This is a genomic window from Bacillus sp. C1, assembly GCF_054570475.1.
This window is the reverse complement of the sequence record NZ_JBTMZT010000004.1, coordinates 101,036-114,007: the sequence shown is the minus strand read 5'-3', so window position 1 is coordinate 114,007 and position 12,972 is coordinate 101,036. Positions and strand designations below refer to the sequence as shown.

Here is a 12,972-nt window from a genome sequence, read left to right as displayed (position 1 = left end):
CCGGCCATGGATAGAAGCGGTCAGTGCCTTTTTTAGCCCCATTCCATGTGAAAACAAAAGGAGAAAATGAGTGAAGGTCTCTATTTGTTCTTCATAACCATAATGTATCTGTTAGAAAATTAAATTGGATTTATATAGTAAAGGAGAGAGTAGAAATGAGTGAAGAATTTAATGAACAGTTTGATGGTTTATTGGAAAAGTATACAGAATTATTGTTAGGAGAAAGCAACGAAGAGAGAAAAGAACAAGTACAAAAGTGGGCGATGTATTCGTACATTGCGAAAACAATGCCAGCTTTAGTGAAGCATTGGAATGAGACGTATCCAGATGCAAAAGAAGAGATGGTCCAGTTAATTTCTAGTATTAAGAAGTTAAATGAGGAACATCGTAACCATAAAGACTAAAAGCCACTCATAGAGTGGTTTTTTATTATCTTCGACATAATATGACATTGTACAATTTATATGTTTGATATTATTTATTTAAATTTATATATAAGGGGAGAAATGAAAGTGGATGCTGAAAAGAAGTCAAAGGTTTGGGAGTATATCGGATGGTGCGCAATTGTCGTAGTTGGCGCTTTTACTACATTTATGTTGATGATGCTTATTTTTGGCGATCCGAAAACGAAATACAAAGCGGAAGAAGTGACAACAGATAGACAAGAGGTTCAAAACGCCGAAAAGGATTTGAAATATAGATAAGGCTAAATATTGTTAAAGAAGGATTGTTGTAGGCTTTATGGGGATTTGGTTTAGAAGTTACTGTTAAGGAATAAAGGAGATAATTAGTATGAATAAAAAAGTGAAAAATTTTAAATATCTTATGATTATATTAGCTTGTATTGCAATTTTTGGTACAATTTTACCTAATGCATTAGATCCGAATGAAACATTAGCAGGTAATATTTCAGTTGCAGTTTTTGGTATAATTGGTACTTTTTTATTATTTTCTATTACTTATTTTATTATAAAAAAAGCTATTTTAAGAAGGGGAAAATAAGATGGAACAAAATTTAGAATTACTTCCAATAGGTTCTGTTGTAATGTTTAAAGATTGGGAACATCCATTAATGATTTATGGAAGAAAACAGATGGACTCTGAAACGAACAAAATATGGGATTATGTATGTTGTTATTTTCCTCATGGTAATATTTTTTCTGAGTATAACTTTCTTTTGAATCATGAAGCTATTTCTAGTGGAAAGGTAGAATATATAATATGATTTTAGGAATGTCATATTTTGATATTTTTTGTATTATAACTATTGTCTCGTTTTTTTTCGTTTTTTGGCGATTGAATGTGTGGTATAACAAGAAATATAATGTTCCTGAGGTTTTTCAATGGTTTCCTAGAAGATGGGGGAAAAGAAAAGTTTCAGAGCATTTATCTCAACTAAATAAAAAGTTAGAAGCTGAAGGAAAGGGAATTTTAGTTACAATTTATGCTATAGATTTATATATTGTAACTATTCCTTGTACAGTGAAAAAATATAAATCTTGATACATATATATTTAAAGAAAAGACATTTCTATAATCATAAAAGAATTAAGGAAAAACTAAAAGGCATGAAACGCCTAATGAAATAACGTGTCTAACTTTTTGGGGTCACTTCAAAATAAGTGGTCTTTTTCTATTTGTATTTATAAGAGTTTGTATTGTATTAATATTTTTATATAATTTGTTGGGCGAAATAGGAAGTTTGATGGAGCGTGTCGAATTTTAATTTCAATTTCTTCCACTGACCTATTTTTCTCGATTTTTTCTAAATGTCGAAAAATTTTTTTGCGTGCAAAAAAGCGACAAATCAGGATTTTGAACATTATTATAGTATTTTGTAAATTATCTAAATAATTATTTGTATCAAATAATTTTAAACAATGATATAATTCTAAAGAGGGGTAAAAAACAGACAAAGTACAGTCATAGGGGTGAAGTACATGGAACAATTAATGCGCAATTCGTTTCTTTTTTTGTCAAAAAATAAAGCGCTAACAAAACTTGCTAAGAAATATGGTTTACGCTTTGGTGCAGGACGCTTTGTTGCAGGGGAGACAATCGATTTAGCGGCGGCTGCTATTAAGCAATTAAACAAACAAGGTCTTTGTGTGACAATCGATTATTTAGGTGAGTTCGTTGACAATGAAGCAGAAGCAAATGAAATGGCGGACCAATCGATTGAAGCAATTCGCGCAATTGGACGCGAGAAACTTGATTCACAGCTTTCTTTAAAAATGACTTCTATGGGGTTAGATATCTCAGATGAAATCGTACTGAATAATATGCGCCGTATTTTAGAGGCGGCAAAAGAAAATGGTGTGTTTGTTACCATTGATATGGAAGACTATACACGCTGCGGGAAGACAATTGAAATCTTTAAACAATTGAAATCTGAATACGATAATATCGGTACCGTTATTCAAGCTTACCTATATCGTACAGAGAAAGACATCGAGGATTTAAATGCATATAGTCCGAATCTACGTCTTGTAAAAGGGGCTTATAAAGAACCTGAAGAAGTAGCGTTCCCGGATAAGAAAGATGTAGATGACAATTATAAAAAAATTATTAAAATGCACTTATTAAATGGAAATTATACTGCAATCGCTTCACATGATGAGGCAATTATTGAATATACAAAGAAACTTGCTGAAGAACATAATATTTCACGTGATCAATTTGAATTCCAAATGTTATATGGTATTCGTACAGAACGTCAGCTTGAACTTGTAAAAGAAGGATACAAAATGCGTGTTTATGTGCCGTATGGAAATGATTGGTATGGCTATTTCATGCGCCGTCTAGCAGAACGACCAGCAAACGTTGCGTTCGTTTTAAAAGGAATGGTAAAAAAATAACCAAGGAGATGACATACTCCTTGGTTATTTTAGTTGCTCAAGTGCATAATGTGCCATCTTTTTTGTATCAGGGTACAACTCTGTACGACTAGAAGAAAAGACAACGTTAATAACGCGCTTTCCATCTTTTTCATCGACTGTGATGGCAGTGTAACGTCCTAAAGTAGATAAACCGCTTTTACTTCCAATTGCATATGGATCATCGTAAAGTTCCTCGCGTCCATAGTTTGCAAGTTTTTCTGTGCGCTCTGAAGTATGTAATGTTGTACGAGTTGAATTCATATAATCTAGCACAATTGGATATTTTAAAGCTTCTTTCGTAATGATTGCGATGTCGTAAGGTGATACTTTATTACCAATTGCGTCAGCACCGCTCGCATTTTTAAAAGTGGCATGTTTTGTCCCAAGTTCTCTCGCTCGTTTATTCATCATTTTGACGAACTCGTCTTTTGATCCAGCAATATGTTCAGCAATGGATTCAGAAATCGGATCAGCGCTAATAATTAGCATTAGTTTCAATGCTTCATCTCGTTTTAATTTTTCGCCTGCACGCAGTTTAATTTTCTTACTTTGACTCTCCGTTGTTATCGCGTTTTCTGTAACTGTAATTTCTTCCTCTTTTTTCACATTCTCTAGTAAAAGAAGGGTTGTCATCATTTTTGCTACGCTAGCTGGATGAGAGCGTTCTTGTTCTCGCTTTCCATATAGAATTTCACCAGTATCAGCATCTATCGTAACGGCGTATTTCCCTGCAATAGCAGGCTGATTCTCTCTCTCGTTTGTTTGTCTTTGTGCATAAGAGAAGAAAATCATACTTGTAAATAGTGAGGCAATCATCACAATTATGACTATTGTTCGTTTCATTATTTCAATCCCTCTTTTTTATGTATACAAATAAATGGGGCAGAAAAAGCGGCCCAATACTCATTATGCCACGTTCTCTGCCCAAAAATATAGCGGAAGTTCAAAAATTCCGGTAAAGATGGGCGTCCGCTTTCTTCGTTACATCGCCAGTCCGGTACTCATGTAGTTCCACCTACACTTCGCCTACTTCCGGCTTCCGCGCTTCGAACTGCTCGGCTCCCTTTATCTTCCTTTTTGAACAAGCGCATATCGCGTTATTTTTCACCCATATTGTGCTTTTTATATTGTTGGTTATTTCCTTGGCGACCTTTTTCAATGCCGCGATCAGTCGGTCCTGCATTGCCTGTTACACTAGCTGCGCTAACACCTGCTTTTGATGGATCTTTTTTCAGTTTCGCCATATATATGCCTCCAGTTTCATCAAAGTATAAAAAGAAAAAAGCGTATTCTATTAAGAAATACACAGTTATAAAGTGCCCAAATAAAAGAAAAATACTTATTTCAGAAAATTTTATCAATAAATATATTGCGAAAATTGAAACAGTATCATATATTTATTAGTAGAGGCTCACTCATTGATTGCGACTTATGTCGAAAAATTGAATGAGCATTCATTCAAGAATAGGGGGAGAAATGGATGTTCCAAATTAAAAAGGCTGCTGTTCTCGGTTCTGGCGTAATGGGTTCAGGGATTGCAGCACACTTAGCGAATATCGGTATACCAACATTATTGCTTGATATTGTGCCACAGGCGCTTACGAAAGAAGAGGAAGCGAAGGGGCTTACATTAGAACATAAAAGTGTAAGAAATCGTTTTAGTAATGGGGCACTACAAAAACTAGTGAAACAAAAACCAGCTCCTCTTACAGTGAAAGATAATTTGGCACTAATTGAAGCAGGTAATTTAGAAGATGATATTGCGCGTCTTGCTGATGTAGATTGGATTATTGAAGTTGTTGTTGAAAACTTAGACATTAAAAAGAAACTATTTGAAAAAGTAGATGCTGTTCGTAAACCAGGCTCGATTGTGAGCTCAAATACATCAGGTATTTCTGTTGAAAAAATGGCAGAAGGTCGTTCAGACGACTTCCAAAAACACTTCTTAGGAACGCACTTTTTTAACCCACCACGATATTTAAAACTTCTAGAGATTATACCGACAAAAGAAACAGATCCACAAGTATTAAACTTTATGAAATTATTTGGCGAAGATGTTCTTGGAAAAGGCGTTGTTATCGCAAAAGATACACCAAACTTTATCGGGAATCGCATCGGTACGTACGGCTTACTTGTAACGTTGCAAGAGATGATCAAACGCGGCTATAGCGTCGGAGAAGTTGATTCTGTAACAGGTCCATTAATTGGTCGTCCAAAGAGCGCAACGTTCCGTACGTTAGATGTTGTTGGTTTAGATACGTTTGTTCACGTTGCGAACAATGTATATGAAAACGTACAAGAAGAAGAACGCGATGTATTTAAAGTACCAGCTTTCATGCATGACATGTTAAATAAGAAATGGCTTGGAAGTAAAACAGGCCAAGGTTTCTTCTTAAAACAAGGAAAAGAGATTTTAGAATTAAATCCTGAAACGATGGAATACGAGGCGCGTAAAAAATTAAAAGCTGCATCCGTAGAGTTAAGCAAACAGGAAAAAGGATTAGCAAACAAATTGAAAGCGCTTGTATACGCGAAAGATCGTGCGGGAGAACTATTATGGAATATCATCACGCCAACTTTGTTATATTCAGCGAAGCTTCATAAAGAAATTGCAGATGACATTGTTGCAATTGACCAAGCGATGAAGTGGGGATTTGGCTGGGAGCAAGGACCATTTGAAATTTGGGATGCAATTGGCGTAGAAAAATCTGTTCAAAAGATGGAAGAGGATGGAAAAGTTGTTCCGGCATGGGTGAAAGACATGTTAGAGAAAGGGTTTAGCACTTTCTATAAACATGATAACGGTGAAAGCTATTACTACGATAATAGCGAATACAAATTAATTGAACGCAATAAAAAAGCAATTTCTCTTAAACAATTAAAAGAGAAAAATGGCGTATTAAAGAAAAATAGTGGTGCAAGCTTAATCGATTTAGGAGATGGCATTCTTTGCTTAGAATTCCATTCAAAGAGCAATGCGATCGGTATGGACATTACACAAATGATTAACTACGCTGTTGACGAAGTTGAAAAAAATTATAAAGGGCTTGTAATTGGAAACCAATCGAAGAACTTCTGCGTTGGTGCAAACTTAGCGATGATTTTAATGGAAGCACAAGATGATAACTACTTTGAAATTGAGTGGGTCGTGAAAAACTTCCAAGATGCAATGATGAAAATTAAGTATAGCTCTAAGCCGGTTGTTGCAGCGCCATATGGCATGACACTTGGCGGTGGCACTGAAGTTTGTTTACCAGCAGCTAGCATTCAAGCTTCTAGCGAAACGTACATGGGACTAGTAGAAGTTGGGGTTGGCTTAATCCCTGGCGGTGGCGGTAATAAGGAACTATATATGAAACATTTAAACAAGATGGCAAACGGTGTAGAGTTTGACTTGCAAAAAGTTGCGAATAAAGTGTTCGAATCAGTTGCGATGGCGAAAGTTTCAACATCTGCACAAGAAGCAGTTTCTCATAATTTCTTAGGCGATAAAGATGGTATTAGTGTGAATGGCGATCACTTATTATATGATGCAAAACAAAAAGCACTTGCTTTATATGAAGCGGGCTATAAAGCGCCGATTCGTAAAAAGGTACCAGTTGTCGGTGAAACAGGATATGCAACGCTTTTACTTGGAGCTGAAGCAATGCACTTATCTGGTTACATTTCCGAGCATGATCTGCACATTGCGAAAAAACTTGCATATGTCATTGCTGGCGGAAAAGTACCGTACGGAACAGAAGTTGATGAGCAATATTTATTAGATGTAGAGCGTGAAGCATTTATCAGTTTAGTAAGTGAGATGAAATCACAAGCAAGAATGCAGCACATGCTTGTAAAAGGAAAGCCATTACGTAACTAATAACGAGGGGAGATATCGTTCATGAGAGAAGCTGTCATTGTTGCGGGAGCAAGAACGCCAATTGGTAAAGCAAAGAGAGGTTCATTGAAAACAGTTCGTCCGGATGATTTAGGAGCATTAGTAGTAAAAGAGACGTTAAAGCGTGCAAATAATTATGAAGGACCAATTGATGATTTAATTTTTGGCTGTGCGATGCCAGAAGCAGAACAAGGTTTAAATATGGCGCGTAATATCGGCGGATTAGCGGGACTATCTTATGACGTTCCAGCGATTACAATTAACCGTTACTGTTCTTCAGGATTACAAAGTATCGCTTACGGTGCAGAACGCATTATGCTTGGTCATTCTGAAGCGGTATTATCTGGCGGAGCTGAATCTATGAGTTTAGTGCCAATGATGGGTCACGTCGTTCGTCCAAATAGCCGCCTTGTAGAAGGGGCGCCAGAATATTATATGGGCATGGGACATACAGCGGAGCAAGTTGCTGTGAAATATGGGATTTCTCGCGAGGAGCAAGATGCGTTTGCGGTAAGAAGTCACCAGCGTGCGGCAAAGGCATTAGCTGAAGGGAAATTTGCCGACGAAACAGTGCCGGTTGATGTAACACTTCGTACAATTACAAGTAATAACAAGATTCAAGAAGAAACAATTACATTCGCACAAGATGAAGGCGTAAGAGCAGAGACAACGTTAGACATCTTAGGAAAATTACGTCCAGCCTTTAACGTTCGCGGTTCTGTAACAGCTGGTAACTCTTCACAAATGAGTGACGGGGCAGCCTCTGTCCTTCTTATGGATCGTGAAAAAGCAGTGAGCGATGGCATGAAGCCACTTGCGAAATTCCGCTCCTTTGCAGTAGCGGGTGTACCACCAGAAGTAATGGGAATTGGTCCAATTGCGGCAATTCCAAAAGCGTTAAAACTAGCAGGATTAGAACTATCTGATATTGGCCTATTTGAACTAAATGAAGCATTCGCCTCTCAATCAATCCAAGTTATTCGTGAACTTGGATTAGATGAAGAAAAAGTAAACGTAAATGGCGGCGCAATCGCACTTGGTCATCCACTTGGCTGTACAGGAGCGAAACTAACATTAACTCTTATTCATGAAATGAAACGCCGCAACCAGCAGTTCGGTATTGTAACAATGTGTATTGGCGGCGGCATGGGAGCTGCTGGAGTGTTTGAATTACTATAAAAAAAGTAGAAGCGGTTCGTTCAGAATATGAAGCGAAGCCACCGGAACTAGATTAAATAAAAAATGGAAGCAACAAAAGGGTATGAAAAATAAAGGGAGAGCCGACTTTTCTCAAAATGAGGGAAGCGGCTTACGAAAATATGAAGGAGGAAATTTTCATGGAAAAAACAGTGGGAAATGCAGTAAAAGGCGGTAGCTTTTTAGTTGATGAGATTACGATTGATCAAGTATTTACACCAGAGGATTACACTGATGAGCATAAAATGATAGCGAAAACAACAGAGGACTTTATCGTAAATGAAGTTCTCCCAGAGCTTGAATATTTAGAGCAGCATGAGTTTGATCGCTCTGTCCGCTTATTAAAAGAAGCTGGAGAGCTTGGTCTATTAGGCGCTGATGTGCCAGAAGAGTACGGCGGAATTGGTCTTGATAAAGTAAGTTCAGCATTAATCGCAGAGAAATTCTCTCGCGCTGGCGGTTTTGCAATTACACACGGTGCGCACGTTGGGATTGGATCATTACCAATCGTATTATTTGGTAACGAAGAGCAAAAGAAGAAGTATTTACCACCACTTGCAACAGGTGAAAAGCTTGCGGCATACGCATTAACTGAGCCAGGTTCTGGGTCTGATGCATTAGGTGCAAAAACAACAGCGCGTTTAAATGCAGAAGGTACACATTACGTTCTAAACGGCGAAAAACAATGGATTACAAATTCAGCGTTTGCTGATGTATTCATCGTATACGCAAAAATAGATGGTGAGCACTTCTCAGCATTTATCGTAGAGAAAGAATATCCAGGTGTATCTACAAGCCCTGAAGAAAAGAAAATGGGGATTAAATGTTCGTCAACTCGTACATTAATTTTAGAAGATGCATTAGTGCCGAAAGAAAATGTACTTGGTGAAATTGGAAAAGGCCATATCATTGCCTTTAATATTTTAAATATTGGTCGTTATAAATTAGGTGTTGGTACAGTAGGTTCTTCCAAACGTGCGTTAGAACTTTCAGCACAGTATGCAAATCAGCGTCAACAGTTTAAACAACCAATCGCTCGCTTCCCGTTAATTCAAGAAAAACTTGCGAACATGGCAGCGAAAATTTATGCAGCGGAAAGTTCTGTATACCGTACAGTTGGCTTATTTGAAAGCCGCATGAGCACATTATCAGAAGAAGAAGTAAAAGATGGCAAAGCTGTCGCAGCTTCAATTGCTGAATATGCAATTGAGTGCTCTTTAAATAAAGTATTCGGTTCTGAAGTATTAGACTACGTAGTAGATGAAGGTGTTCAAATCCATGGTGGTTACGGATTTATGGCAGAATACGAGATTGAAAGAATGTATCGCGACTCTCGTATTAACCGTATTTTCGAAGGAACGAACGAAATTAACCGCTTAATCGTACCAGGTACGTTCTTACGTAAAGCAATGAAAGGTGAATTACCACTTCTGCAAAAAGCGCAAAAATTACAAGAAGAGTTAATGATGATGATGCCAGAAGAAGTAGGCGATGAGCCATTAGCACTTCAAAAATATTTAGTAAAGAACGCGAAGAAAATCGGTTTAATGGTAGCTGGATTAGCTGCTCAAAAATACGGTAAAGCATTAGATAAAGAGCAAGAAGTTCTTGTTAACATTGCGGATATCGTAAGCAACTTATATGCAATGGAATCTGCGCTGCTTCGTACAGAAAAAGCAATCAAAGAAACGGGTCTTGAAAAGAATAAACAAAAAGTATTATACACTGAAGTATTCTGCCAAGAAGCGTTCAACCAAATTGAAGCAGATGCGAAAGAAACAATTATCGCAGTTGAAAGTGGTGATATGCTGCGTATGATGTTATCAGCGCTTCGCAAATTCACTCGTCACACACCGCTGAACGTAATTCCGAAGAAACGTGAAATTGCTGCGAAAGTGTTAGAGGATGAGCGTTATACAGTTTAATAAGTAAGGGAAAGCAGTAGCCATGTTTGTGGCTACTGCTTTTTCAGAGTGTTGGGAAACAGGAGCTAGGGGCTCCTGTTTTTTGTCGTTTTTTGCTGGTTAGTCGATATCCTTTGTCGAATCGCTGATATATTTCAATTTGCGCCGATATATGATGAGAAACGATCGATATATTTGAAAAATCGTCGATAAAATTTCATTTACTATTTTATGCGAAAAAACGAATATAATGTGCCATGATTTTTCATGCATACGATTCAAAAAGAACGAAATACTAAACGAGGAATGCACAAAGAAAGGCAGGTATGTTCGATGCATAATTTAACAGAACTTGAAGTGGAAAATTTACGCCATTTAATTGGTGGACATGCGACGATTATTAATAAATTGGAGCAGTATGCCCAAGGCTGTACGGACCCGCAGCTCAAGCAAATGTTGCAAAAGGATGCGCAAGATGCGAGAAATACGAAGCAGCAATTAATGACTTTTTTAGGATAGGAGGAAGCGGGATATGAATGAAAAAGATATGGTAAATGATTATTTAGCGGGACTTAATGCAAGTTTAACAAGTTATGCAAATTACATTGCACAATCGGATAACGAGCAGTTACATCAAACGTTAATTCAAATTCGTAATCAAGATGAAATGCGTCAACGTAATTTATATGAGTATGCTAAGCAAAAGAACTATTATCAACCAGCAGCCCCGGCAAACCCAATGATTGTACAGCAATTGAAAAGTCAATTAAGTGCACAGTAATATGGAAAAACGAGTGAATGTAGGTAATGATTCACTCGTTTTTGTATTTGTATATATCAATGTATATGAGAGAAATATTTTTTGAGTTGTAACAAATATGATGAAAATATAGTGTAGCATTTCACAAAATATACATATGAATGTTCAATATTTCACAAAGTATCCATGGTTTCTACAGTGAGAACCTTTATAATAATAAGTGTAAAGAACAAATATTACATAATGACTTAGGAGAGGTTCTTATGAATAGAAATACAAGAAAAATCGCAATTATTGGTACTGGATTAGTCGGATCAAGCTGTGCGTATTCAATTGTGAATCAAGGAATCTGTGAGGAACTAGTATTAATTGATATAAATCATGAACGTGCAGTTGGTGAAGCAATGGATTTATCACACTGCGTTAACTTTACAAATACAAGAACAAAAGTATATGCAGGCCATTATGAAGACTGCAAAGATATGGACATTGCCATTATTACAGCAGGGCCAGCGCCAAAACCAGGACAAAGTCGTTTAGATACTTTAGGGGCAAGCGCGAAGATTATGGAAAGTGTTGTGGAAGACGTAATGGCAAGTGGATTTGATGGCATTTTCTTAATCGCATCAAACCCAGTTGACATTATTACTTATCAAGTTTGGAAATTGTCTGGCTTACCAAGAAATCGCGTGCTTGGTACAGGAACATCTTTAGACTCTTCACGTTTAAGAACAATTTTATCTGAAATGCTTGAAGTGGATCCTCGTAGTATTCACGGTTACTCATTAGGGGAACATGGTGATTCTCAAATGGTTGCTTGGTCACATGTTACAGTTGGCGGAAAACCAATTTTACAAATTTTAGATGAACAAAAAGAACGTTTCAGCGAAATTAGTTTAGATGACATTGTGGAGAAAACTGCCAAAGCTGGTTGGGAAATTTACAAACGTAAAGGAACTACTTATTACGGCATTGGTAACTCACTCGCTTATATAGCAAGCTCTATCTTTAATGATGATCATCGCGTAATTGCTGTTTCAACAATTTTAGATGGTGAATATGGCGAATATAATCTTTGTACAGGTGTACCAGGGGTTATTACAAGAGAAGGTGTGAAAGAGATTGTAGAACTCAACTTAACAGAAGCTGAAGAAAGCCGCTTCGCACAATCAAATGATATTTTACGTGACTATATGAAAATAATCGGTTACTAAACTAGGAGAAGGTGAAACAAATGAAGAAATATATAATGTCTCGTGTCTTTAAAGGTTCTGCCGGAATTGCACAAGGTATTTTCGTATCCCTTGGAATTGGTTTACTTATCGAAAATATAGGGAGAATTGTTGATATTCCGATGTTGATTACAATTGGAGTTGTTGCAAAATCACTTATGGCACCAGCAATTGGAGCAGGGATTGCTTTCATGCTTGGAGCAAATGGACTTGTCATTTTCTCAGCGATGGTTGCCGGGGCGATTGGAGCAGGATCCATTTCAATTACTGAAGCTGGTTTAATCATTAAAACTGGTGAACCGATTGGTGCGTTATTAACAGCAACTTTAGCAGTGTATATCGGTAAACGATTAAGCGGAAAAACAGCTGTAGATATGATGCTTGTTCCATTTGCGGCAATATTAGGTTCTGGTTTAGTTGGCATTTGGTTGGCTCAACATATTAGCCCTGTCTTAAATACAGTCGGCGCATTTATTAAAGATAGCTCAGCTGGTAGTCCATTTATTGCTTCTATTGTACTTGCAGTTGTTTGGGGACTATTACTTATTTCTCCAGCTTCATCTGCCGCTCTAGCAATTGCACTTAGCCTAGATGGTGTTGCAGGCGGGGCGGCACTTGCAGGATGTGTTGCTCAATTTATCGGATTTTCTGTTATCTCTGCAAAAGAGAACAATTTAGGCGGTATTTTAGCACAGGCACTTTGTACTCCGAAAGTACAGTTGCCGAATATTACTAAAAATCCAATGATTCTCGTCCCAACTGTCGTTGCCAGCGCAATTGTGGGTCCTGTATCTGCACTGATTTTTCAACTGGAAGCAGGTAAAGAAATTGCAGGTCTCGGATTAAGTTCTTTTATTGCACCAATTAATTTGATTTCTAGCCAAGGGGTCGGTGTTGTACCAGCCATGGTCATCACTTATATCATAATTCCAGTAGCTGTTTCTTATATTATTTACATTGCATTAAAAAAAGCAGGTCGCATCCATTCTGGCGACATGACTGTGCCACAATCTTGAATCATGATCCCAAATCTCCTTTCTATAGATAAAAGCAGACTGAAGAAGCTACAGTCTGCTTTTTAGTTATATTATATATAAATCCATTTTGACTTTTCGACACA

15 protein-coding genes are annotated in these 12,972 nt (G+C 37.3%); 13 read left to right on the top strand and 2 right to left on the bottom strand.

Annotation, left to right across the window (positions count from 1 at the left end):
• Positions 1–155: 155 nt before the first annotated feature.
• From ACX5JI_RS14415 to ACX5JI_RS14390, 6 genes are all read left to right on the top strand, one after another.
• A complete protein-coding gene (locus ACX5JI_RS14415; protein ID WP_459501727.1) occupies positions 156–404 on the top strand; it encodes a YusU family protein in 249 nt (82 codons plus the stop codon).
• Between the two features lie 108 nt (positions 405–512).
• On the top strand, positions 513–704 hold the full coding sequence (locus tag ACX5JI_RS14410) for a hypothetical protein (RefSeq protein WP_459501726.1): 192 nt from the start codon (positions 513–515) through the stop codon (positions 702–704).
• 88 nt (positions 705–792) lie between these two features.
• The gene (locus ACX5JI_RS14405) at positions 793–1,002 is read left to right on the top strand and encodes a hypothetical protein (protein ID WP_459501725.1); all 210 of its coding nucleotides are present in this window, start codon (positions 793–795) and stop codon (positions 1,000–1,002) included.
• Between the two features lies 1 nt (position 1,003).
• Positions 1,004–1,225, top strand: a complete 222-nt coding sequence (locus tag ACX5JI_RS14400) for a DUF4176 domain-containing protein (RefSeq protein WP_459501724.1) — start codon at positions 1,004–1,006, stop codon at positions 1,223–1,225.
• Positions 1,222–1,503 (top strand): hypothetical protein, encoded by a 282-nt coding sequence (locus ACX5JI_RS14395; protein ID WP_459501723.1) that lies wholly within the window; start codon positions 1,222–1,224, stop codon positions 1,501–1,503. Before ACX5JI_RS14400 ends, ACX5JI_RS14395 begins: the two co-directional genes overlap by 4 nt.
• A 437-nt stretch (positions 1,504–1,940) precedes the next feature.
• The gene (locus ACX5JI_RS14390; RefSeq protein WP_459501722.1) at positions 1,941–2,858 is read left to right on the top strand and encodes a proline dehydrogenase family protein; all 918 of its coding nucleotides are present in this window, start codon (positions 1,941–1,943) and stop codon (positions 2,856–2,858) included.
• A gap of 24 nt (positions 2,859–2,882) precedes the next feature.
• Here ACX5JI_RS14390 and ACX5JI_RS14385 read toward each other — a convergent pair whose 3' ends face one another.
• A complete protein-coding gene (locus ACX5JI_RS14385) occupies positions 2,883–3,722 on the bottom strand; it encodes a D-alanyl-D-alanine carboxypeptidase family protein (protein ID WP_459501721.1) in 840 nt (279 codons plus the stop codon).
• A 254-nt stretch (positions 3,723–3,976) separates the two neighbouring features.
• Positions 3,977–4,123, bottom strand: a complete 147-nt coding sequence (locus tag ACX5JI_RS14380; protein ID WP_012096049.1) for a YuzL family protein — start codon at positions 4,121–4,123, stop codon at positions 3,977–3,979.
• Positions 4,124–4,359: 236 nt separating this feature from the next.
• On the opposite strand from ACX5JI_RS14380, the gene ACX5JI_RS14375 reads away from it, so the two are divergent.
• The 7 genes from ACX5JI_RS14375 (at position 4,360) to ACX5JI_RS14345 (ending at position 12,868) form a co-directional block, all read left to right on the top strand.
• Positions 4,360–6,741, top strand: a complete 2,382-nt coding sequence (locus ACX5JI_RS14375; protein ID WP_459501720.1) for a 3-hydroxyacyl-CoA dehydrogenase/enoyl-CoA hydratase family protein — start codon at positions 4,360–4,362, stop codon at positions 6,739–6,741.
• A gap of 21 nt (positions 6,742–6,762) precedes the next feature.
• Entirely contained in the window at positions 6,763–7,938 is a 1,176-nt protein-coding gene (locus ACX5JI_RS14370) for an acetyl-CoA C-acetyltransferase (RefSeq protein WP_459501719.1), read from the top strand.
• Between the two features lie 158 nt (positions 7,939–8,096).
• Positions 8,097–9,881 (top strand): acyl-CoA dehydrogenase FadE, encoded by a 1,785-nt coding sequence (locus ACX5JI_RS14365; RefSeq protein ID WP_459501718.1) that lies wholly within the window; start codon positions 8,097–8,099, stop codon positions 9,879–9,881.
• Between the two features lie 312 nt (positions 9,882–10,193).
• Positions 10,194–10,379: a hypothetical protein gene (locus ACX5JI_RS14360; RefSeq protein WP_459501717.1), complete on the top strand. Its 186-nt coding sequence runs from the start codon at positions 10,194–10,196 to the stop codon at positions 10,377–10,379.
• Between the two features lie 13 nt (positions 10,380–10,392).
• Complete coding sequence (locus ACX5JI_RS14355) at positions 10,393–10,641, top strand: spore coat protein (RefSeq protein WP_459501716.1); 249 nt, start codon at positions 10,393–10,395, stop codon at positions 10,639–10,641.
• 242 nt (positions 10,642–10,883) lie between these two features.
• Positions 10,884–11,834, top strand: a complete 951-nt coding sequence (locus tag ACX5JI_RS14350; protein ID WP_459501715.1) for an L-lactate dehydrogenase — start codon at positions 10,884–10,886, stop codon at positions 11,832–11,834.
• A 20-nt stretch (positions 11,835–11,854) separates the two neighbouring features.
• Positions 11,855–12,868 carry a PTS sugar transporter subunit IIC gene (locus ACX5JI_RS14345; protein ID WP_459501714.1) on the top strand — a complete coding sequence of 338 codons (1,014 nt, stop codon included), beginning with the start codon at positions 11,855–11,857 and terminating at the stop codon, positions 12,866–12,868.
• Positions 12,869–12,972: the final 104 nt, after the last annotated feature.

What these genes read in the sequence shown, in the direction of transcription:
- ACX5JI_RS14415 (WP_459501727.1), top strand. Translation starts at nt 156, where the DNA reads ATGAGTGAAGAATTTAATGAACAGTTTGATGGTTTATTGGAAAAGTAT.
- ACX5JI_RS14405 (WP_459501725.1), top strand. Translation starts at nt 793, where the DNA reads ATGAATAAAAAAGTGAAAAATTTTAAATATCTTATGATTATATTAGCT.
- ACX5JI_RS14400 (WP_459501724.1), top strand. Translation starts at nt 1,004, where the DNA reads ATGGAACAAAATTTAGAATTACTTCCAATAGGTTCTGTTGTAATGTTT.
- ACX5JI_RS14395 (WP_459501723.1), top strand. Translation starts at nt 1,222, where the DNA reads ATGATTTTAGGAATGTCATATTTTGATATTTTTTGTATTATAACTATT.
- ACX5JI_RS14390 (WP_459501722.1), top strand. Translation starts at nt 1,941, where the DNA reads ATGGAACAATTAATGCGCAATTCGTTTCTTTTTTTGTCAAAAAATAAA.
- ACX5JI_RS14385 (WP_459501721.1), bottom strand. Translation starts at nt 3,722, where the DNA reads ATGAAACGAACAATAGTCATAATTGTGATGATTGCCTCACTATTTACA.
- ACX5JI_RS14380 (WP_012096049.1), bottom strand. Translation starts at nt 4,123, where the DNA reads ATGGCGAAACTGAAAAAAGATCCATCAAAAGCAGGTGTTAGCGCAGCT.
- ACX5JI_RS14375 (WP_459501720.1), top strand. Translation starts at nt 4,360, where the DNA reads ATGTTCCAAATTAAAAAGGCTGCTGTTCTCGGTTCTGGCGTAATGGGT.
- ACX5JI_RS14370 (WP_459501719.1), top strand. Translation starts at nt 6,763, where the DNA reads ATGAGAGAAGCTGTCATTGTTGCGGGAGCAAGAACGCCAATTGGTAAA.
- ACX5JI_RS14365 (WP_459501718.1), top strand. Translation starts at nt 8,097, where the DNA reads ATGGAAAAAACAGTGGGAAATGCAGTAAAAGGCGGTAGCTTTTTAGTT.
- ACX5JI_RS14360 (WP_459501717.1), top strand. Translation starts at nt 10,194, where the DNA reads ATGCATAATTTAACAGAACTTGAAGTGGAAAATTTACGCCATTTAATT.
- ACX5JI_RS14355 (WP_459501716.1), top strand. Translation starts at nt 10,393, where the DNA reads ATGAATGAAAAAGATATGGTAAATGATTATTTAGCGGGACTTAATGCA.
- ACX5JI_RS14350 (WP_459501715.1), top strand. Translation starts at nt 10,884, where the DNA reads ATGAATAGAAATACAAGAAAAATCGCAATTATTGGTACTGGATTAGTC.
- ACX5JI_RS14345 (WP_459501714.1), top strand. Translation starts at nt 11,855, where the DNA reads ATGAAGAAATATATAATGTCTCGTGTCTTTAAAGGTTCTGCCGGAATT.